General features: G+C 65.3%; 14 protein-coding genes. 6 read left to right on the plus strand and 8 right to left on the minus strand.

The features are described from left to right. Positions 1 to 378: 378 nt before the first annotated feature. On the plus strand, positions 379 to 1,443 hold the full coding sequence (leuB, locus tag LR961_RS15145) for a 3-isopropylmalate dehydrogenase (RefSeq protein ID WP_232150776.1): 1,065 nt from the start codon (positions 379 to 381) through the stop codon (positions 1,441 to 1,443). A gap of 160 nt (positions 1,444 to 1,603) precedes the next feature. Next, the gene (gene gdhA / locus LR961_RS15150) at positions 1,604 to 2,947 is read left to right on the plus strand and encodes an NADP-specific glutamate dehydrogenase (RefSeq protein WP_232150777.1); all 1,344 of its coding nucleotides are present in this window, start codon (positions 1,604 to 1,606) and stop codon (positions 2,945 to 2,947) included. Positions 2,948 to 3,523: 576 nt separating this feature from the next. On the opposite strand, the gene LR961_RS15155 is transcribed toward gdhA, so the two are convergent. The 3 genes from LR961_RS15155 to LR961_RS15165 all read right to left on the minus strand — a co-directional run bounded on the left by LR961_RS15155 (position 3,524) and on the right by LR961_RS15165 (position 10,859). After that, on the minus strand, positions 3,524 to 6,466 hold the full coding sequence (locus tag LR961_RS15155) for a ligand-binding sensor domain-containing diguanylate cyclase (protein WP_232150778.1): 2,943 nt from the start codon (positions 6,464 to 6,466) through the stop codon (positions 3,524 to 3,526). A gap of 103 nt (positions 6,467 to 6,569) precedes the next feature. Next, positions 6,570 to 9,731, minus strand: a complete 3,162-nt coding sequence (locus LR961_RS15160; protein ID WP_332311036.1) for an efflux RND transporter permease subunit — start codon at positions 9,729 to 9,731, stop codon at positions 6,570 to 6,572. Between the two features lie 3 nt (positions 9,732 to 9,734). Next, entirely contained in the window at positions 9,735 to 10,859 is a 1,125-nt protein-coding gene (locus LR961_RS15165) for an efflux RND transporter periplasmic adaptor subunit (protein WP_232150779.1), read from the minus strand. A gap of 108 nt (positions 10,860 to 10,967) precedes the next feature. Here LR961_RS15165 and LR961_RS15170 point away from each other — a divergent pair, with 108 nt between their 5' ends. The 3 genes from LR961_RS15170 (at position 10,968) to LR961_RS15180 (ending at position 13,793) form a co-directional block, all read left to right on the plus strand. After that, positions 10,968 to 11,633, plus strand: coding sequence for a TetR/AcrR family transcriptional regulator (locus LR961_RS15170; RefSeq protein ID WP_232150780.1), 666 nt, complete (start codon positions 10,968 to 10,970; stop codon positions 11,631 to 11,633). Positions 11,634 to 11,781: 148 nt separating this feature from the next. Further along, positions 11,782 to 12,429, plus strand: a complete 648-nt coding sequence (locus LR961_RS15175; RefSeq protein WP_232150781.1) for a protein-L-isoaspartate O-methyltransferase — start codon at positions 11,782 to 11,784, stop codon at positions 12,427 to 12,429. Between the two features lie 20 nt (positions 12,430 to 12,449). Beyond that, on the plus strand, positions 12,450 to 13,793 hold the full coding sequence (locus LR961_RS15180; protein WP_232150782.1) for a TolC family outer membrane protein: 1,344 nt from the start codon (positions 12,450 to 12,452) through the stop codon (positions 13,791 to 13,793). Between the two features lie 292 nt (positions 13,794 to 14,085). Here the strand turns inward: LR961_RS15180 and waaA are convergent, their stop codons facing one another. Further along, complete coding sequence (gene waaA / locus LR961_RS15185; protein ID WP_232150783.1) at positions 14,086 to 15,387, minus strand: lipid IV(A) 3-deoxy-D-manno-octulosonic acid transferase; 1,302 nt, start codon at positions 15,385 to 15,387, stop codon at positions 14,086 to 14,088. Positions 15,388 to 15,607: 220 nt separating this feature from the next. Here waaA and LR961_RS15190 point away from each other — a divergent pair, with 220 nt between their 5' ends. Further along, positions 15,608 to 16,528 (plus strand): LpxL/LpxP family Kdo(2)-lipid IV(A) lauroyl/palmitoleoyl acyltransferase, encoded by a 921-nt coding sequence (locus tag LR961_RS15190; protein WP_232150784.1) that lies wholly within the window; start codon positions 15,608 to 15,610, stop codon positions 16,526 to 16,528. A gap of 55 nt (positions 16,529 to 16,583) precedes the next feature. Here LR961_RS15190 and LR961_RS15195 read toward each other — a convergent pair whose 3' ends face one another. From LR961_RS15195 to LR961_RS15210, 4 genes are all read right to left on the minus strand, one after another. Then, positions 16,584 to 17,924 carry an O-antigen ligase gene (locus tag LR961_RS15195; RefSeq protein WP_232150785.1) on the minus strand — a complete coding sequence of 447 codons (1,341 nt, stop codon included), beginning with the start codon at positions 17,922 to 17,924 and terminating at the stop codon, positions 16,584 to 16,586. Further along, positions 17,905 to 19,017 (minus strand): glycosyltransferase, encoded by a 1,113-nt coding sequence (locus LR961_RS15200; protein WP_232150786.1) that lies wholly within the window; start codon positions 19,015 to 19,017, stop codon positions 17,905 to 17,907. The genes LR961_RS15195 and LR961_RS15200 overlap by 20 nt, the downstream gene beginning before the upstream one ends. A gap of 8 nt (positions 19,018 to 19,025) precedes the next feature. Continuing rightward, the gene (locus tag LR961_RS15205) at positions 19,026 to 19,223 is read right to left on the minus strand and encodes a zinc-finger domain-containing protein (RefSeq protein WP_232150787.1); all 198 of its coding nucleotides are present in this window, start codon (positions 19,221 to 19,223) and stop codon (positions 19,026 to 19,028) included. A 115-nt stretch (positions 19,224 to 19,338) separates the two neighbouring features. Continuing rightward, entirely contained in the window at positions 19,339 to 21,456 is a 2,118-nt protein-coding gene (locus LR961_RS15210; protein WP_232150788.1) for a peptidase domain-containing ABC transporter, read from the minus strand. Positions 21,457 to 21,489: the final 33 nt, after the last annotated feature.

Consider the following 21,489-nt stretch of genomic DNA (forward strand, 5'->3'; position numbering starts at 1 on the left):
AGCAGAACCCGGCGGCCGGCAGCAATGCCGCGCAGCCTCAAGAACAGCCCCTCCCTTTGGCGGCGAAGCCGGCAGGGGGAGGTTGGGAGGGGGGGTAACTTCAAACTTCAAACTTCACCCTTCCCCAACCCTCCCCTTTGCTGCGCAAAAGGGAGGGAGCAGAACCCGGCGGCCGTCAGCAATGCCGCGCAGCCGCAGGAACAGCCCCTCCCCTTGGCGGCGAAGCCGACAGGGGGAGGTTGGGAGGGGGTAGCTTCAAGCTTCACCCCTCCCCACCCCTCCCTTGCGCCTTGCGGCGCAAGGGAGGGAGTAGAACGCACCGCCTGCGCGCGCCACGCGTAAGCGCAGACATTCAAAGCAACTCACCGGAAGCCTTACATGCAAGCCAACATCGTCGTACTGCCGGGTGACGGCATCGGCCCTGAAATCACCGTCGCCGCCGTGGACGTGCTCAAGGCCATCGCCGCCCGCTTCGGCCACAGCTTCACCTTCAGCGAACACGACATCGGCGGCATCGCCATCGACAACCACGGCGAGCCACTTCCCGCCAGCACGCTCGACGCCTGCGCCAAGGCCGACGCGGTTCTGCTCGGCGCGGTCGGTGGCCCGAAGTGGTCCGACCCGAATGCCAAAGTGCGCCCGGAACAAGGCCTGCTGGCCATCCGCAAGGCGCTGGGCCTGTTCGCCAACCTGCGCCCGGTGCGCACGCACCCGGCCGCGTTGAATGCTTCGCCGATCAAGCCGGAACTGCTCAAGGACGTGGACTTCATCGTCGTGCGCGAACTCACCGGCGGTATCTACTTCGGCGACAAGACCCGCGATGCCGACAGCGCCAGCGACCTGTGCCGCTACACCACGGTCGAAATCGAACGCGTGCTGCGCAGCGCCTTCCGTCTGGCGCAGCAACGTCGCGGCAAGCTGACCTCGGTGGACAAGGCCAACGTGCTGGAAACCTCGCGCCTGTGGCGTGACATCGCCGCGCGTATCGGCCGCGAAGAATTCCCGGACGTCGAGCTGGAACACCAGCTGGTCGATTCGATGGCCATGCACCTGATCTCCAAGCCGCGCGCCTACGACGTGATCGTCACCGAAAACATGTTCGGCGACATCCTCACCGACGAAGCCTCGATGCTGGCCGGCTCGCTGGGCCTGCTGCCCTCCGCTTCGCTGGGCGAGGAAGGCAAGGTCGGCATCTTCGAACCGATCCACGGCTCGGCACCGGACATCGCCGGCAAGGGCATCGCCAACCCGTACGCCACCATTCTCAGTGCAGCGATGCTGCTGCGTCATTCGCTGGGCCTGGAAACTGAAGCCGCGGCCATCGAACAGGCAGTCAGTGCCACCCTCGATGCCGGCAAGTTCACCGCCGACCTCGCCGCGCAAGGGCAGGCGCTCTCCACGCAGCAGGCCGCACAGGCCGTGCTTGCGCAGCTGACCCGTTAACACCCGAACGTGGCCTCCGGCCGCGTTTTTCATGGGTGCCGGCAACGGCGCCCATGCTGCGCCCGACGCAGTATCTTTGGCAGCACGCTTGCGCCCGATGGATCGTTTGCCCTTCCCTCTGTGCCTGTCACCCAGGCCCCCCATCCAGAAAGGAACGCCCTTGAACTACCGCAGCCCCGACGACTTCCTCGCCCACGTAGCCCGGCGCGACCCCAACCAGTCCGAGTTCCTGCAGGCGGTGAAGGAAGTGACCCTCAGCCTGTGGCCGTTCCTGCAGCAGAACCCGAAGTACACGCAGCACGGCCTGCTGGAGCGGCTGGTTGAACCGGAGCGGGTGATCCAGTTCCGCGTGGCCTGGGCCGACGACAAGGGCCAGACCCACGTCAATCGCGCCTGGCGCGTACAGCACAGCTCGGCAATCGGGCCGTTCAAGGGCGGCATGCGCTTCCATCCGTCGGTGAACCTGTCGATCCTGAAGTTCCTGGCATTCGAGCAGACCTTCAAGAACGCCTTGACCACCTTGCCGATGGGCGGCGGCAAGGGCGGCTCGGATTTCGACCCCAAGGGCAAGAGCGACGGCGAAGTGATGCGCTTCTGCCAGGCGCTGATGCTGGAGCTGTATCGCCATCTCGGCGCCGATACCGACGTGCCGGCCGGTGACATCGGCGTCGGTGCACGCGAGGTCGGCTTCATGGCCGGCATGATGAAAAAGCTCAGCAACGACGCTTCGTGCGTGTTCACCGGCAAGGGCCTGGCCTACGGCGGCAGCCTGATGCGTCCGGAGGCCACCGGCTTCGGCACGGTCTACTTCATCGAGCAGATGCTGCACCATGCCCGCCGCGAAACCCACGGCGCCAAGGTGCTGATCTCCGGCTCGGGCAACGTCGCCCAGTACGCGGCGATCAAGGCGGTCGATCTTGGTGCACGCGTGCTTACCTTCTCCGATTCCGGTGGCACGTTGTATGCGCGCGATGGCTTCGACGAGCAGGCCATCAGCGACGTGATGGAACTGAAGAACGAACGCCGTGGTCGCCTGGCCGAACTGGGCGATGACGTGCGCTTTGAATTCCTCGCTGATCGCCGGCCGTGGCACATCCCGGCCGACATCGCCCTGCCCTGCGCTACCCAGAACGAACTGGACGAAACCGACGCGCGCACCCTGGTGAGCAACGGCGTGCTGTGCGTGGCCGAAGGCGCCAACATGCCCTCGACGTTGGAGGCGGTGGATGTGTTCCTGCAATCGGGCACGCTGTACGCGCCGGGCAAGGCCAGCAACGCCGGTGGCGTGGCCACCTCGGGCCTGGAAATGAGCCAGAACGCGTTGCGCCTGTCCTGGCGTCACGCCGACGTGGACGAGCGCCTGCACGTGATCATGAAAGAGATCCACGCCAATTGCGTACGCCACGGCGCGCGTCCCGACGGCAGCACCAACTACGTGGACGGCGCCAACATCGCCGGCTTCGTCAAGGTCGCCGATGCGATGCTGGCGCAGGGGTTGTACTGAGCAGGAGCGACCTGAGCGCAGGAGCGGCGCAAGCCGCGAAGCTGATGGACGCTCAGCCCCGCTAAGCAACGCAACCGCACAACGGTTGACCGCCAACAACTTCGCTTGCTGACGCAATGCCAGCTTCGCGGGCAAGCCCGTTCCTACATATGCAGCAGCACCATGACGTAGGAGCGACCTTGGTCGCGAAGCCAATGGACGTTCAGACCCGCAGGCTGAAAGACGACATGCCGAAAGCCAGGCTTCTTCGCCGCAGCCGCTTCCGTGTAGGAGCGGCGTAAGCCGCGAAGCTGACGGACGCTCAGGCCCGCCAAACAATGCAACCGCACAACGGCTGACCGCCACCAACTTCGGTTGCTGACGCAATGCCAGCTTCGCGGGCAAGCCCGCTCCTACATATGCAGCAGCACCATGACGTAGGAGCGACCTTGGTCGCGAAGCTGATGGACGTTCAGACCCGCAGGCTGAAAGACGACACGCCGAAAACCAGGCTTCTTCGCAGCAGCCGCTTCCGTGCAGGAGCTGCGTAAGCCGCGAAGCTGATGGACGTTCAGAGCAGCAGGCTTGCCGGCAGGCTCAGAACGCCAACCGGTTCCGCCCTTCGCGTTTGGCCCGGTACAACTGGTGATCCGCGGCAGCCAGCAGGGTCCGCACCGTATCCTGTCCGGGCTTCACCGCCGCCAGACCAATGCTGGCGGTAATGACAACATCCGGGTCCACTTCGTCGATGCGCAACCGCCCCAGGCGAATGCGCAACCCTTGCAGCAGCGGCACCGCCTCCTCCAGTTGCAGGCCACGCAGCACGACCAGGAATTCCTCACCGCCATGACGTGAGACGAACTGCCTGCTGCCCAACTGCAAGCGCAGCAGGCCAGCCACGTCACGCAATACCTGATCGCCCGCCTCGTGGCCGTAACGGTCATTGACCTGCTTGAAGTGGTCGATGTCCACCAACGCCACGCACAACGAGGTGCCCTGCTCCAACGCCTGGCGCAATGCCTGCTGCAGATGTTCATCGCCAGCGCGACGGTTGGGCAGCCCGGTCAGCGCGTCATGCATGGCCATATACTCCAGCCGCGTCAGCAGACTGTCGCGCTCGGCGCCCGCCTGTTCCAGCGCGCGGTTCTTCTCGCTCAGCTCCTGGGTACGCACGCTGATCTCGGTATTGAGCTGGCGCTGCCGACGTCGATAGCTGGCCGTATGCCAGGTCATCAGCAGCAGCACGCCGGCAACCAGCAGGCCAGCCGCCAACAACTGCACCCACAGCCGCTGCCAATACGGTGCCGCGATATCCAGGGTGATGCCGGCCTCGCCTACGCGCTGGCGGTTGTCCCAGTCCAGCGGCAACGCCATCGCCTGCACCCGCATGCGGTAACTGCCCGGCGGCAAGTTGGTGTACACCGCTTCAGTGCGGCTGCCCGCATCCACCCAGTCGGCGTCGAAGCCTTCCATCCGGTAGCGGTAGCGCATCTTGTCCGGGGCACGGAAACCCAGCCCGGCATATGCCACCGCGATACGTTCCACCTCGGCCGGCAACGCGTATACCGCCCGCATCGGTTGTGGGCTGCCGTCGATCTCCACGCTCTCGATGGCCAGGGGTGCCTTGCGCTGTTGCACATTGCCATCGGCACGATCCGGATCAATCAACGCCAGACCACCGGCGGTGGGAAACCACAGCAGCCCTTCCTGGGTCAGCCAGCCCGCCGGCGATGACGCGCCATTGCCCTGGCTGCTGGGCATCCCGTCGTTGTGGTCGATCACTTCCACCGACAGATGGCTGCGGGCTCCGGCCGCAACCGACACCAGATCGGTGCGTTGCAGGCGGAACACACCTTGGTTGCTGGACACCCACAGATTGCCGTTGCCGTCATCAATGATGCGGAACAACTTGTCCCGTGGCAGACCATTGCGATGGTCGAACACAGTGAAGTCCAGGCCGCGCTTGCGCAGCAGGCCATGGTCGGTGGCTATCCACAGATCTCCATTTTCATCACCCAGGAAATCGAATACCCCGCGCGCGGGGAAATCACGTCCCGGCCGCCAGCTCTGCAGCCGGCCGTTGCTTTCCATCGATGCCATGCCGCCATTGGTGCCGATCCAGAGCTGGCCAGCGGGATCTCGGTACAGGCTGTGGACCATGGCGCCCGGCAGGCCATCGTCGGTGCCGTAATGCTGCACGTCACCGTCACGCAGCCGGAACAGGCCGTCGTCGCCGCCCACCCACAGGGTGCGGTCTCCGTCGGCCAGCAGCGCGCGCACCAGCGGTTGCCTGCTGCCCGGCAGCAACACCTGCTGCTGCACCTTGCCGTTGCCGTCCAGCCGGAACACGCCCTGGTTGTAGGTGCCGGCCCAGACCGAGCCCGGCGTGGTGGCCAATGCCAGCACGGACGCATCCGGGCCGTTGCCGGACTTCAGCCGGGTCGTCACAAGCCGATTGCCCACCAACCGGTCCAGGCCAGCAGAATGGCCCACCCACACGGTGCCATCCTCGGACTGGATCACCGCGCGCGCATAGTTCGACCCCAGGCCGTCCTCGATGGTCAGGCCGCGCGCAGCGCCCTCGTCAACGCGAAACAGACCGTCGGTGCTGCCGGCCCAGACCAGGCCCTCGCGATCGATCATCAGGGCCGGGCTGACCCGCCCGGGAATGGCGATGCGCTCGCCCACGCCTTCGGCATAGCGCTCCAGCCGGCCATCGGAAAAGCTCAACCACAACGCACCGCGGGTATCACGGCGCACCGCATCCACGCGTTCCCCCGGATACAGATGCTGCTGGCGTCCGCCGGCATGCCACCATTGGATGCCGTCGTCGGTGGCGATGATCCAGCCACCATCGCCGTCATTGACCAGATCACGCACCGACTGCCCGGCCGTTGCCGCCCAAGGCTGCAGACGTCCCTTGTGCACGCGGTAAACACCCTGCAGGCCGGCTACCAGCAAGGCACCGTCACGATCACTGCGCAGCGCGGTGATCGCCGCGTTGGGCAACCCCAGCGTGGCACCGACATCAAGCAACTGCCCGGTCGGCAACTGCCGCAGCAGCCGCTCGCCGGAAGCAACCCACAGCACGCCGGCCTGATCGCGCAGCATCGCGATCACCGGTAGATGACGACTCTCCGGCCCGCCCAGCGCCTGCCAGTTGCCACGGTGGTAGCGATAGATGCCGTCGGAAACCGTGCCAAACAGCATCGCGCCATCGGCTTCGGCCAGGATGCTCTCGATGCCGGACAGTTCCACCCCCGGGGTGTTCTGCCGGTCGAATACGGTGAAGCCACGGCTGTTGAAGCGCACCGCGCCTTCCCAGGTTCCCACCCAGATGAAGCCGTCGCTGCCCTGCGCCACCGACTGCACCAGGTTGTGCGGGAGCCCCTGTTGCATCCCCCAGCCCGCCACCGTGTGACGGGCGGCCTGGGCCGGCAACAGCATCAGCAGCAGCCACAGCAACAGGCAGCACTGCAGCGCCCCTCGCAACCAGCGGGTGGGTGGATCAATGAAAGATTGGCCTGGGCGTTCCAGCAAACCCGCCTCCCGCAGGTCGTGACCGGCCAGCGGCCGGCGGCCAAATCTAGCATTCCTGCGTGAGAACCGCCCCTTCACGGGGCGGTTCAGCCTACTGCCGTCCTCAGTGGGTGGCTTCGTCCGGACGCACCCTGAACCAGGCCGCGTACAGCGCCGGCAGGAACACCAGGGTCAGCACCGTCCCGACGATCAGGCCACCCATGATCGCGATCGCCATCGAGCCGTAGAAGGCGCTGCGCGAGAGCGGGATCATCGCCAGCACCGCCGCCAGCGCGGTCAGCACGATCGGCCGGAAGCGGCGCACGGTGGCGTCGATGATCGCGTGCCAGCGGTCATGTCCGGCATCGATATCCTGCTGGATCTGGTCGATCAGGATCACCGAGTTGCGCATGATCATGCCGGCCAGGGCAATCGTGCCCAGCATCGCCACGAAGCCGAACGGCGCGCGGAAGATCAGCAGGAACAAGGTGGCGCCGATGATGCCCAGCGGCGCGGTGACGAACACCATCGCCGCCCGCGAGAAGCTGCGCAGCTGCAGCATCAGCAGCGTCGCCACCACCACCAGGAACAACGGCATGCCGGCATTGATCGAGTTCTGGCCGCGCGCCGAGTCCTCCACCGTGCCGCCGGTTTCCAGCAGGTAACCATCCGGCAGCTGGTCACGGATATCCGCAAGCGTCGGCAGGATCTGCTCGACCACCCCTACCGGCAACATGCTGTCGCCGATATCGGCGCGCACGGTGACGGTCGGCAGGCGGTCGCGATGCCAGATGATGCCGTCCTCGAACACGTGTTCCAGGCGTGCGATCTGCGACAACGACACCGGCTTGCCGCTGGCCGTCGGCACCGCCAGGCTGCCGAGCATGTCCAGACGCGCGCGTTCGTCATCCGGGCCACGCAGCAACATGCCGATCTGGCGGTTGCCTTCGCGGTAGGTGCTCACGCTGGTACCCGACAGCGAACTGCTCAGGAACTGCGCCAGCTGCGCGCTGCTCACGCCCAGTGCGCGGGCGCGATCCTGGTCCACGACCAGGCGCACCACCTTGCTCGGCTCGCTCCAGTTGAGGTTGACGTTGGTGGTGTGCGGGTTCTCGCGGACCTTGTCGGCCACCTGCCGGGCAATGGCCTGTACCCGCTCGATGTGCTCGCCGGAAACGCGGAACTGCACCGGGTAACCGACCGGCGGGCCGTTCTCCAGACGGGTCACGCGCACCTGCACATCGGAGAACTTGGGCACCACTTCCTTCAGCAGCCACTCGCGCACTTCCTCACGCGATTCGATGTCCTCGGCCAGCACCACGTACTGGGCGAAGTTGGTCGCCGGCAGCTGCTGGTCCAGTGGCAGATAGAAGCGCGGCGAGCCGCTGCCGACATAGCCGACGTAGTTGCTGATGCCCTTGCGCTGCTTGAGCAGCGCCTCGAACTTGTGCGCCTGTGCCTGGGTGGCGGTCAACGAGGCACCCTCGGCCAGTTCGATATCCACCATCAGCTCCGGCCGGGTCGAATCCGGGAAGAACTGCTGCGGCACGAAGCGGAACATCACCAGCGAGAACACGAACAGGCCGATGGTGGCGAAGATCACCAGCCAACGACGTCGCAGGCAGGCGTCCAGGAAGCCACGGAAACGCTGATAGAACGCACTCTTGTACGGGTCATGGTCATGCGCCAGCTGCTTGGGTGCGATCACATTGGCCAGCGCCGGATTGCGGTCGGCCCAACGCAGACGCAGCGCGTACCAGCGCCCGGCAAGACTGCCCGGCTTGGGCGGCTGCGGGTTGTGCAGGTCCGGCAGCATCTTGTCGCCCAGGTACGGGATGAACAGCACCGCGGCGATCCACGACACCACCAGCGCGATCGTCACCACCTGGAACAACGAACGCGTGTACTCACCGGTGCTCGATGCGGCGGTTGCGATCGGCAGAAAGCCGGCAGCAGTGATCAGCGTACCGGTCAACATCGGGAACGCGGTCGATTCCCAGGCAAAGCTGGCCGCGCGCAACCGGTCGTAACCCTGTTCCATCTTGGTGGCCATCATTTCCACCGCGATGATCGCGTCATCCACCAGCAGGCCCAGCGCCAGTACCAGCGCACCGAGTGAAATCTTGTGCAGGCCGATGTCGAACTGGTGCATGACGAAGAACGTCATCGCCAGCACCAGCGGAATCGACACCGCCACCACCAGGCCGGTGCGGAAGCCCAGAGAGAAGAAGCTCACCAGCAGCACGATCACCACCGCCTCGGTGAGCACCTTGACGAACTCGCCCACCGAATCCTTCACCGCATGCGGCTGGTCGGACACCTTGCGCAGCTGCATGCCGGCCGGCAGCGTCTTCTGCAACTGGGCGAACTGGGTATCCAGCGTCTTGCCCAGCTTGATGATGTCACCGCCGCTCTTCATCGCCACCGCGATGCCGATGGCATCCTCGCCCATGAAGCGCATCTTTGCCGAGGCCGGATCGGCAAACCCACGCTTCACTTCGGCGATATCGCCCAGGCGCACCGTGCGGTCACCGGCGCGAATCGGGAAGTCGCGGATCTCCTGCACCGAGTTGAACTGGCCGGTGATGCGCAGCTGCACGCGGTCGCTGGCGGTCTCGAACCAGCTCGCCGGCGCCATCGCGTTCTGCTCCGACAGCGCCTGCTGCACCTGCTGCATCGACACGCCCAGCGTGGCCAGCTTGGTGTTGGACAGTTCAATCCACACCTTCTCGTCCTGCAGGCCGAGCAGATCCACCTTGCCCACGTCATCCACGCGCTGCAGTTCCAGCTGGATGCGGTCGGCGTAGTCGCGCATCAGCGCATAGTCGAAACCCTTGCCGGTCAGTGCGTAGATGTTGCCGAAGGTATCGCCGAACTCGTCATTGAAGAACGGCCCGACCACTTCCGAGGGCAACTGCGAGCGGATATCGCCCACCTTCTTGCGTACCTGGTAGAACAGCTCCGGCACATCCTTGGAGTGCATCGAATCGCGCGCCATGAAGATCACCTGCGATTCGCCCGGCCGTGAGTACGACTGGATGAACTCGAATTCGCCGGTGTTCATCAGCGCCTTTTCGATCGGCTCGGTGACCTGCCTGGAAACCTGCTCGGCAGTCGCACCGGGCCAGGCGGTCTGCACCACCATCGCCTTGAAGGTGAACGGCGGATCTTCGGACTGCCCCAGGTGCTTGTACGACCAGGCACCGATGACCGCCATGGCGATCATCATGAACAGCACCAGCGGGCGATTGCTCAACGCCCATTCGGAGAGATTGAAGCGGCGCACGCGTCATTCCCCTTTCTTTGCGGCGGAAGCCGGTGCAAGCACCGGACGATTGGCGCGGTCCACCGCCGTCACCTGCTGACCTTCGCGCAGCAGATGGCCACCGGCAGCGACCACCCACTCGTCACCCTTCAGGCCCTGCAGCACCGGCACCGTCTCGGCACCGTAGGTGCCCAGCGTCACCGCCCGTGCCTGCAACGTGCCGTTGGCGGGGTTGACCACCCACACGCTGGCCTGCTGCCCCTGCTTGCCGGGTTGCACGGCAGCCAGCGGCACACTCAATGCATTGCCCTTGCCGTGGCTGATGAAGACCCGCGCACTCTGCCCCAACTCCACCTCATTGAGCGCCTCGGGCGCCAGGCTGATCCGCGCGGCGTAGGTGCGCGTCTGCGGATCGGCGGCCGCAGCGATTTCGCGGATGCTGCCCGGCAGGTGCTTGCCGGCCTGGTTCCACAACTCCACTTCAACGGCTTGGCCAACGCTGAAATCACGGATGTCGCTTTCCGGCAAGGCGATTGCCACTTCACGCGCGCCATCGGCGGCCAGCGTGTAGATGGTCTGGCCGGCCGCGACCACCTGACCGGCTTCGGCCTCGCGGCTTGCGATCATGCCCGCTTCCGGCGCATGCAGCTGCGCGTAGTCGGCCTGGTTGCGATTGACATCAAGAGTGGCACGGGCTGCATCGGCCTGGCCTTGTGCCGCCTTCAACGCGGCGGTCTGCGCATCCAATGCCGAACGGCTGACCAGCTGTTGCGCGGCCAGCGCGGCATAACGCTTGTGCTCGTCACGCGCACGCACCAGGTCTGCCTCGGCGGCGGCGTACTGCGCCTGTGCCGCACGCGCCTGCAGTTCGAAGTCGGCCGCATCCAGCACCGCCAACAACTGGCCCTTGCTCACGCGCTGGCCGGCATCCACTTCGCGGCGCAGCAGTTTTCCGCCGACGCGGAACGACAACGCCGCTTCCTCACGGGCGCGGACCTCGCCCGGATACGCCGTCACGCTCTTCCCGATACCCCCAGCAGGATGCTCCACGAACACCGGGACAGCATAGGCGGGAGCGGTTTCAGTCTTGCCACAAGCTGCAAGCAGGGCCAGCAACAGGCCACAGCCAATCCATCGGACGTTGGTCATGAGTAGAGGTCGCGAAATCGAGGGGAGGGAAGCGGCCGGGGTTTCACCGCCATTACTGAACGCCCCGGTATAGTATAAATATCGAACCAGCTGGTCTAGTATTGAACAATGTCACCCAAAGCCCCCTCCACCGCCACCACCAAGCCCGCCGCCACTCGCAGCGTCGGCCCGGGGCGCCCGAAGGATCTGGGCAAGCGTGCGGCCATCCTGGAGGCCGCCAAGGCATTATTCGTCGAGCTGGGCTACAACGGCGTCAGCATGGACGGGATCGCCGCTGCGGCCGGAGTTTCCAAGCTCACCGTGTACAGCCACTTCGGTGACAAGGAAACATTGTTCAGCGAGGCCATCCAGGCCAAATGCGTCGAAATGATGCCCGATGAGCTGTTCGTCACCGACAGCGAAGGCCCCCTGCGCGACCAGCTGCTGGGCATCGGCCATGCCTTCTTCACGCTGATCACCAGCGACGCGGCGCTGGCCACCCAGCGCATGATGATGACCCCCGATACCGACGACCGGATCCGCCAGATGTTCTGGGAAGCCGGTCCGGCACGTACCGAAACGGCGCTGGCCGAGTTCCTCGGCGCCCGCGTGGGCCGGAGCGAACTGGATATTCCCGAGTTGACGGTGGCCGCGCGCCAGTTCTTCTGCCTGATCAAGGGCGAGATCCACGCACATATGATGTGCGGGCTTTGTGCAGCGCCCGGCCCACTCGACCAGGACGCCCATGTGGCCGCCAGCGTCGACTTTTTCCTGCGGGCCTATGAACCACGCTAGGCTGCGCGCACACAAGCTGAACAGACCGGAGGTCCGGATGACTTCCGGCACTGCGGCCCCTAGTGTGGCACGGCGATGCTTGCCCGCACCTGTCACGCCCTAACCGGTAAAATGGCCGGCCCACTGCGCCGGAATGATGAGCTTTCCCATGACGATCAATTACTCCCACGCCCGCGAAACGATGGTTGAACAGCAGGTCCGCCCTTGGGAGGTGCTGGATATCCGCGTGCTGGACGTGCTGGCGCGGATGCCGCGTGAAGCCTTCGTGGCCGAATCGCACCGTGCCCTGGCCTATACCGACGTCGAACTGCCGCTGGGCCATGGCCAGAAGATGATGAAGCCGGTGGTCGAAGGCCGCATGCTGCAGGCCCTGGATCTGCAACCGGGTGATGAGGTGCTGGAGATCGGCACCGGCAGCGGCTACATCAGCGCCTGCCTGGCCCAGTTGGCGCGTGAAGTGCTGAGCCTTGAGATCCAGCCGGAGCTGGCTGAACGTGCACGCCAGAATCTGGATGCCGCCAAGCTCGGCAGCAACGTGCGCATTGAAGTTGCCGATGCACTGAACTGGCAGACCCAGCGCCACTTCGACGCGATCTGCGTCACCGGCGCGATGGAAAACGTGCCCACGCAGCTGCTCAAGCTGCTGCGCCCGGGTGGCCGCCTGTTCGTCATCACCGGTACCTCGCCGGTCATGGAAGCGCTGCGGGTCAACGCTGACGGCAGCAGCAAGTCGCTGTTTGAAACCGATATCGACTATCTGCAGGGCGCCGCCCCTGCACCGCAATTCCAACTCTAAAAACGTCCAAGGAAGCCGCAATGATCCGCCGATCCCTCACCCTTGCGCTGGCAGTCGCCCTGGCCCCGCTGACGACCCACGCCGCCGACCTGTTGCAGGTCTATGAAATGGCCCGCAACGGTGACCCGCAGCTGTCCGCCGCCGAGTCCAACCGGCTCTACACCAAGGAAGGCCAGGTGCAGGCACGCGCGGCATTGCTGCCGCAGGTCAACGGTGAGGCATCGCTGACCCGCTCGCGCGTCGAGTACGACGGCATCAGCGGCACCAGCACCAGCAAGGACCGCACCTACCGCGTGACCGGCGGCCAGACCCTGTTCAACTGGGGCCAGTTCGCCAACCTGCGCGCGCAGCGTGACATCAGCAAGGCTGCCGACTTCACCCTGGATTCGGCCAACGACGACCTGATCGTCCGCACCTCCACCACCTACTTCAACGTGCTGGTGGGCATCGAATCGCTGACCGCCGCCGAGACCAACGAAGCTGCGGCCAAGAAGCAGTTCGACTACGCCGACAAGCGCCTGGAAGTGGGCCTGGCACCGATCACCGACGTGCATGAAGCCCGCGCCCAGTACGACCAGGCCCGCGCCGACACCATCCTGGCCCGCAACGCGCTGGAAGATGCCTACCAGGCACTGACCGAACTGACCGGCCAGCCGGTGCGCGACGTGCGTGGCCTGCCGGTGGATTTCCGCCCCGAAGTGCCGGCCAACCGCAGCAGCGTCGATCAGCTGGTGACCGATGCGGTGTCGCGCAATCCGGATCTGAAGGCGCAGGAACTGAAGGTCAGCGCAGCGGAATCGAGCGTGTCGGCCGCCCGCGGTGGCCACTACCCGACTCTAGAACTGGGCGGCAGCTGGGGCAAGAACGCACGCTGGGGCGACAGCGTCGGCGGCACCTCCAACACCCCGGACAGCACCACCAACTCGATCGGGCTGACCCTCAACGTGCCGATCTTCGCCGGTGGTGCCACCCAGTCGCAGGTCCGCCAGGCGTTGGCCCAGCGTGATATCGCGCAGGACACCTTCGAGCAGCAGAAGCGCGCACTGGACCGCAACACCCGCAACGCTTACCAGAACCTGGTTGCCGGCGTCAGCGAAGTGGAAGCCCGTCGCCTGGCCGTGGTTTCGGCACAGAGCGCGTATGACGCGTCGCAGGTGGGCCTGGAAGTGGGTACCCGCACCGTGCTGGATCTGGTGCAGAACCAGAGGACGCTGTTCCAGGCGCAGCTGGAATATGCACGCTCGCGCTACAACTTCCTGCTCAGCCGCCTTCAGTTGAGCCAGGCCGTGGGTGATCTGGAAATCACCGAAGTGCAGGACATCAACCGTCTGCTGACGGTCGACGCAGCCGCAAAACTGCAGTAACGCAACAACTGCAGGCATCGCGACAAGGCAACGGCACCCGCAAGGGTGCCGTTGTTCGTTATGGCCACAGGATCCCGAATGTGGGGGCGGCGTCAGCCGCGAAGCTGATGCTTCGTACCCGTTGCAGGACTACCCGCAATCACGATGACTCCCGCAGCGGACACTTCACCAGCCTCGTGACTGAAGCCGCTCCTGCGCGGTGCTCCGCGGGAATGACACGCCTGGGCAGGGCAGGAAGCGATTCCGTCCGCACCTCCATCGTCACTGCCAGCAACAACACGTTGCCCCCCGACTACGCGTCCCTGCTCTGCGGCAGCAACGGCCCGACCAGTTCCAGCGTGCGCTCCAGCGCGCCACGACCGTTGGCAACCAGCGCGCGTCCGGCCTGTACCATGCGCTCACGCTCGTGCTGGTCTTCGAGCAACATCTGCACGGTATTGCCAACCTCCTCGGCATCGGCGCAGATGCGCAGTGCGCCGGCCTCATCCATGCGTCGGGAAATTTCGGCGAAGTTGTGCAGATGCGGGCCGGTGACCGTCGCCGTACCCATTGCCGCCGGCTCCAGCAGATTGTGCCCGCCAATGGCCTGCAGGCTGCCGCCGACAAAGGCGACCTGCGCGCACGCATAGAACGCCATCAATTCGCCCAGGGTGTTGATCACGAACACCTGGCTGTCGGCCTGCGGCCATTGCTGGCCGCTGCGTGTAGCCACATGCCAACCCCGTTCGCGCGCCAGCGCTTCGGCCTTGGGAAAACGCTCGGGATGACGCGGCGCCCACAGCAGCAGCGCATCAGGATGTCGCTGCAGCAGCCGGGCGTGCATGTCCACCACCGCCTGCTCCTCGCCTTCGTGGGTGCTGGCGGCAATCCACACCGGTCGCGTGGCCGGTACATGCTGGCGAAAGACCTCCAGCAGCGGCGTCGGGTCCGGCGGATCGATATCGAACTTGAGGTTGCCCAGCGCCTGCACCTGCTGCGGGTTGGCGCCCAACTCGACAAACCGCCGCGCATCATCCTGCGACTGCGCCGCCACGCAGGTGACCGTGCGCAAGGCGCGCCCAACCAGCGGCTTGAGCACGCGATAGCCTTTCAACGAGCGCGCCGACAGACGTGCGTTGAGGATGTACACCGGAATGTTGCGGTCACGGCAACCAAACAACATGTTCGGCCACAGTTCGGTTTCAAGAATCAACGCCAGGCTCGGCCGGAAGTGGCGCAGGAAGCGCGAGACGCTGCCCGGCACGTCGTAAGGCAGGTAGACATGATCCACGGCTTCCCCCCACAGCGCGCGCACCCGCTGTGAACCGGTCGGCGTGATGGTGGTGATGATCCAGCGGATATCCGGGCGCAGCTCCCGCAACGCGTTGACCACCGGTGCGGCCGCATTGACTTCACCCACCGATACCGCATGCAGCCATACGCGTGGCTGGCCACCACTTTCCGGATAGGACGCGTAACGCTCATCCCATCGCTTGAAGTACTCGCGCACGCGGAAACCACGCCACACCAGGTGGTACACGGTGATCGGCAGCAACAGATAGAGCACGACCGAGTACAGGCCGCGCAGCAACAGCTCGATGGGGTCCTTGCGCATGGCCGAAGGATACGGGAGAACAGCGGAAGTGAGTGAGCAGGCGTGGTGAGTGGCGAACGAACATAGGCAAGGGCAACGCGCGGGCTGTTCCGTCCTCCCTTCCACCGCAGCAACGAACCGCCTGTTCCGGCGAAGACGGGGTGCCGGAGGGGGATGCGCCGCTGCTGCCTTCTCCCGCTCCTCACTCCTCTTCCCCCACTCCTGGCCGTAAAATCACCGCATGTCCGATTCCCCCACTACTGCAACCCGGCCATCGCTGTGGCAACCGAAGCACTGGCCAACCTTCGCCTGGCTGTCCATCGCCATGCTCGGCGCCCGCCTGCCATGGACATTGCAACGCGCACTGGGACGCGGAGTGGGCTGGTTGGCCCTGCACCTGGCACGCAGCCGCCGACGTGCGGCCGAGGTCAACCTCAGGCTCTGCTTCCCCGAAAAGGACGAAGCCTGGCGCCAGCGCCTGCTGCGGGACAGCTTCGATGCATTGGGCATTGGCATCTTCGAATTCGCCCGTGCCTGGTGGGGCAGCATCGATGCGATCCGCCCACAGGTGGAGATCGAAGGCTTGGATCAGCTGAAGGAACTGCAGGCGCAGGGCCGCGGCGTGCTGCTCATTTCCGGCCACTTCATGACACTGGAGATGTGCGGGCGGCTGCTGTGTGACCATGTTCCACTGGCCGGCATGTACCGCAAGTACCGCAATCCGGTCATGGAATGGGCAGTGAAGAGTGGTCGCCTGCGTTACGCCTGCGCGATGTTCGCCAACGAGGACATCCGCGCCACCGTACGCCACCTGAAGAAAGGCGGCTTCCTCTGGTACGCGCCCGACCAGGACATGCGTGGCAAGGATTCGGTGTTCGTGCCGTTCTTCGGCATGCCGGCATCAACCATCACTGCCACCCACCAGTTCGCACGCATGACCGGTTGTGCGGTGGTGCCGTACTTCCATCGCCGCGAGGGTGGCCGCTACATCCTGAAAATCGCCCCGCCGCTGCCTGACTTCCCTTCCGACGACGCCGTTGCCGATACCGCACAGGTCAACGCCGCCATCGAACAAATGGTGCGTGAGGCACCGACGCAGTACCTGTGGATCCACCGCCGCTTCAAACGCCAACCCGAAGGCCGCAGCAACTTCTATTCGTAAGCCACCGGCAGCCACGCTTTGCGTGGCTTCAACGGGAAGGCGTCAACGGGAGCGCTTAAGGTCGAGCATCGCTCGGTTCCACACCACCATCAGCCAGCAGCGCACCGGCGTAGAGCGCGGCCAGCAGGATCGTCACCCCTCCCCAGAACGTGGAATAGAACGCGAGGTGGGTGTTCAACGGGAACACCGTTGCGGCCAGCGCCAATGCCGCCGGCCGCGCCTGCGCACGGGCTACCGGCCCGGCATAGACCCAGGCGCGCACCGCCATCGCCACGCCCGCGATCCACAGCAGCAGGCCCAACACCCCGGTTTCAGCAAGAATCTCAAGCACGATCTGGTGTGCATGCAATGCGGGACTGTCGCCCCACACGGCAGTCTGCGCCGGAAGCGGGTCGCATTGCGGATAGGCCTTGCGGAAGTCACGCACCCCAACGCCGTTGAGCGGATGCTCGCGCACCATGCACAACGCCGCCTCCCAAATCTGGCCGCGGCCCGACAAGGCCTGGTTTATACCTTCGGCATCACCGCTGAACGCCATCGTGGTGCGGGCAAAGCGCTCGCGCACCTGCGACGAACTTCCGCCCAGAGCCAAGGCACTCAGCACCCCGACCAGCAACAGCGCCACCATCCATCTGCCGCCGAGCAGGCGCCAACCGGAGAACAACACGATCAAGGCATAAGTGATCCACGACGCGCGGGACCCGGCCAGAACCAGGATCACGCCGACCAGCGCTGCCGCAAGCAGCCAGGCCCACCGGCCCCAGCGGGCGCCGGCAAGGAACAACAGGAATGGCGACAGGCTCGCCAGCACCTGTCCGAATTTCAGGTTGCAGGGACCGAATACGCCGGATAGGCGATCGGCTGCTGCCACCTCCTCAACGCTGCACAGCCCCTGATCACTGAGCGCCCACTTGAGCTGGTCCATCGACCAGAACAACGGGCTGGTACCGGCCAGCGCCTGTGCCAACGCGTCCAACGTCCACACCCCCGTCACCACTGCCAGACCGGTAAACGTGGTGCGCCGCCGGGCCGGAGTGGCAACCGCGATTGCCGCCAGCCACATGAAGGGCAGATAGCGCAGGCCGGCGGCAACCTTGCCCCAGGTCTTTGCAGGGTCCACAGCATCGAAGGCCGAAAACGCCTGCGGCAACCAGTACGCCAGGAACAGCACGCCGGTCAGCGCCCAGGCCGGAATGCTCAACAACGGCCGGATACCACCGTTGACGTGCAACTGCAGCAGCCGCACCACGGTGAACAACGCGCCCAGCACCAGCACCGCTTCGGCAATGCCCGGCATTGGCCATAGCGCCACGAACGCAATCACCCAAGGCGGCGCCCAGCGTCCCGGCAGACGTGGCACCGGCGGTGAGCTGATATCAGTCGATGAGTTCGCCATAGACATCCAGTGTCGCGCGTTGCATGGCCTGCAAGGTGAAGGGTATGCGACTTGGCAAGGCCGGCGGATGCCGCAGCAGCTGCAATGCGCGTTGCGCCAATGCGGTTTCATCGCCCACCGCTACCGCACCGTCGGGCTGCAGCTGCGCCAGCAGTTCACCGACGCCGCCGTGGTTCCAACCCAGCACCGGGCGCCCCACCGCCAGGGCTTCGACCACCGTGCGTCCGAACGCTTCGGGCTTGTCCGACAACTGCAACACCAGGTCACTGGCGGCATAGGCCTGGGCGATGCGGCTGGTCGGTTCAGTGAACAGCACCTGCGCGGCGACGCCCAGACGCTGTGCGAGTTGCTCCAGTTCGGCCAGATACGCTTCGCGTCCCGGCTCGCGGGCACCGGGCATCCACAGCAGCGCCTCCTGCCCCTCGCGCCGCAACCCCGCCAGCAGGGTGATCGCGTGTGCATGGCCCTTCAGGCGGGTCCCCCGACCCGGCAACAACAGCAGGGCGGCATCGCTGGCAAGTTGTGGGTACTGGCGGCCGAGCTCCAACCGAGGGCGCCGGTCGGCGCGGGTCACGCGCGGAAACTGTGCGGCGTCGATGCCACGCGGTATCACCCGCAACCTGGTCGGGTCAGTGGATGGGTAGTGTGCAAGCAGGTAATCACGAACCGTCTGCGAAACGCAGATAACCCGCTCGCCGCTGGCCATGATGCCGCTGTAGCGGCCCGGCGAATTCAGCCCGTGCATGGTTGTCACCCAGCGCGGCCGTTTGCCCTGGGCCATGCCGCGCAACGCATACCAGCCCAACCAGGCCGGCAGCCGTGAACGCGCATGCACGATGTCCGCACCGGTCTCGACAAACAGACGCCGCAGCGATGCCACATGGCGCAGCGTCAGCAGCGACTTGCGGCCGATATCAAGGGTGAGGTGCTCGGCACCGCTGTCCAGCAGCGGCTGCACCAACCGGCCACCGGCAGAGACCACGATGGCACGATGACCCGCCGCCACCAGGGCGCGGGCGATTTCCAGGGTCGAGCGCTCGACACCACCGGAGTGCAGCGCCGGCAGCAACTGCACCACGGTCAGGCGGCGCATCGGTCGGTTCAGTCGACCAGCACGAATACCGCGCCGCAATACGGGCACGCGGCTTCGCCGTTGGGTTCGTCCTCGATCGGCAGGTAAACGCGCGGATGCGAGTTCCACAGCGCCATTTCCGGCGTCGGGCAGCTCAGCGGCAGGTCGGCGCGGTGGACGGTGTAGCGCTTCTCGGCATTGGCCGGCGCAGTGGCGATATGGCTCATGGCGTCATTCACGAAAGAAAACAGGACTGCGCAATTCTAGCAGCGGGCGGCGGGTACGGGCCGCCCGGCCCGCCCGCACACAACCCTTTGCCGCGGACCCAGCAGCGCCCGGCAATCAGACCGCAGCGGGTACCGGGGTCGGTGCTTCGCTGACAGGCACCTCGGCCTGGGGCCGCAGCTCCTGGACTACCCTGCCCTGCTCCATCACCAGCACCCGGTCAGCGCTGGCAATGGTTTCCGGGCGATGAGCGATGATCAGCCGGGTCAAACGCAGCTGGCGTACCGCGTCATTGACCAAACGCTCGCTCATCACGTCCAGATGGCTGGTGGCCTCGTCCAGGAACAGCAGCTTCGGCTGCCGGTACAGGGCGCGCGCCAGGATGATCCGCTGCTTCTGCCCCCCGGACAGCGAGCTGCCCATGTCGCCGATCAGGCCGTGATAGCCCATCGGCATGGCCTGGATATCCTCGTGCACCGCAGCCAGCCGCGCGGCCATCTCCACCCGCGCCAGGTCGAAATCCGGATCGAAGAATCCGATGTTGTCGGCAATGCTGCCGGCGAACAGCTGGTCGTCCTGCATCACCGCGCCGACGATGGCGCGCACGTTCCGCGCCCCCAGCCGGTGCAGGTCATGCCCACCGATGCGGATGCTGCCGCCACCGGGCTGCAACAGGCCCAGCAGCAGTTTCAACAATGTCGTCTTGCCGCACCCGGACGCCCCGATCACCGCCACCGACTCGCCCGGCGCGATGCTGAAACTGCAGCCGCGCAGCACCCAGGGTTCGCCCTCGGCATAGCGGAAGGAAAGATTCTCGACTTCGATACGGAAGTCTTCCGGTGGCCGCGCCTCGATGTTGCCCGCCTCCTGTTCCGGTTCGGCCAGCACGATGTCGGCAAGGCGCTCCCCGTGCAGCCGCAACATGCGGAACTCCAGCCATTTGTCGATCAGCCCGGACATGCGGCCGGCAAACTGATCCTTGTAGGCCAGGTAGGCAATCAACATGCCCACCGAAAACACGTTGTCCAGCGCAAGCACCGCACCGATCCAGATCACCGCGATACGTTCGATGCCAAACAGCAGCTGGCTGGCACCGTTGAAACCCAGTCCCAGATGCGCCAGCCTCACTTCGCGGTTGATGGTGTCCACCATCAGGTTGTCGTAGGTGCTGCGTCGTTGTGACTCCTCGCCAGCAACTTTCAGGCTCTGCATGCCACGCAGGGATTCGAGCAGATGCGTCTGCTGTCGCGCCGAAGCCACCAGCTGCTGTTCGGTGCCATCACGCAGAGGCCGCCAGGCAATGGCGCGGATCAAGGTGTACAAGGCCACCGCCAGCAGGGTCACCAGCGCCAGCTTCCAGCTGTAGACCAGCATCAGCGCCAGCGTCAGCACCGCCATCAAGCCATCGATAAGGGCCTCGACGAAACTGGTGGTCAAGGTTTTCTGGATGGCCTGCACCGATGACAGCCGCGAGGTGATATCACCCAGATTGCGCTTCTCGAAGAAATCCAGCGGCAACCGCAACAGGTGCGCGAACACATTGCCCATCCACTGCAATCCCAGCCGCGATGACAGGTGCACCACCGCAGCGCCACGCAGCACACCGATCCCCACCTGCAACAACAACGCCAGCCCGAAGCCGAGACCGAGCACGGTGAGCAGATCACGATCGGCCGAAACCAGCACCTGATCGACCACCCACTGCATCAGGAACGGCGCCAGTACCACGAACACCTGCAGGGCCAGCGACAACAGCAGCAGCTGCGCCAAGGCCCGCCACAGGCCACGCACCGGCCCGGTCAACTGCCGCGCGGTGATCGAAGGTGCGGCCTTGCGTGGAACGAAGGTGGCAGCTGGCGACAGCTCCAGTGCAACGCCGGTGAAGTGATCGGACACTTCGGCAGCGCTCATCGTGCGCTCGCCCAAGGCGGGGTCCACGATCACCACCTTGGACGTACCCACCTTGCGCAGCACCACGAAGTGGTTCAGATCCCAATGCAGGATGCACGGCAGTGACAGTTTGCCCAGGTCGTCCATGTCCAGCCGCAATGCCCGCGTGGAGAACCCCAATTGCTGCGCGATGTTGATCAGCTGGCTGAGCTTTGCCCCTTTCAGCGACAGCGGAAAGCGCCTGCGCAGTTCGGCCAGGCCGATGCGCAATCCGTGCGCGTCGGCCACCATTGCCAGAGAGGCCAGGCCACATTCGGCCGCCTCGGATTGAATGATCGTCTTCATGACAAGGGGCGGCCGTTGGCCGCCCCCGTTTCT

Origin of the sequence: Stenotrophomonas sp. SY1 (assembly GCF_021202945.1) — a bacterium.
Lineage (GTDB): Bacteria > Pseudomonadota > Gammaproteobacteria > Xanthomonadales > Xanthomonadaceae > Stenotrophomonas.

Coding starts and splice junctions, on each gene's coding strand:
- LR961_RS15195 (WP_232150785.1), bottom strand. CDS start 17,924: ATGGCGAACTCATCGACTGATATCAGCTCACCGCCGGTGCCACGTCTG.
- LR961_RS15165 (WP_232150779.1), bottom strand. CDS start 10,859: ATGACCAACGTCCGATGGATTGGCTGTGGCCTGTTGCTGGCCCTGCTT.
- LR961_RS15200 (WP_232150786.1), bottom strand. CDS start 19,017: ATGCGCCGCCTGACCGTGGTGCAGTTGCTGCCGGCGCTGCACTCCGGT.
- LR961_RS15205 (WP_232150787.1), bottom strand. CDS start 19,223: ATGAGCCATATCGCCACTGCGCCGGCCAATGCCGAGAAGCGCTACACC.
- LR961_RS15180 (WP_232150782.1), top strand. CDS start 12,450: ATGATCCGCCGATCCCTCACCCTTGCGCTGGCAGTCGCCCTGGCCCCG.
- waaA (WP_232150783.1), bottom strand. CDS start 15,387: ATGCGCAAGGACCCCATCGAGCTGTTGCTGCGCGGCCTGTACTCGGTC.
- leuB (WP_232150776.1), top strand. CDS start 379: ATGCAAGCCAACATCGTCGTACTGCCGGGTGACGGCATCGGCCCTGAA.
- LR961_RS15175 (WP_232150781.1), top strand. CDS start 11,782: ATGACGATCAATTACTCCCACGCCCGCGAAACGATGGTTGAACAGCAG.
- LR961_RS15190 (WP_232150784.1), top strand. CDS start 15,608: ATGTCCGATTCCCCCACTACTGCAACCCGGCCATCGCTGTGGCAACCG.
- LR961_RS15210 (WP_232150788.1), bottom strand. CDS start 21,456: ATGAAGACGATCATTCAATCCGAGGCGGCCGAATGTGGCCTGGCCTCT.
- LR961_RS15170 (WP_232150780.1), top strand. CDS start 10,968: ATGTCACCCAAAGCCCCCTCCACCGCCACCACCAAGCCCGCCGCCACT.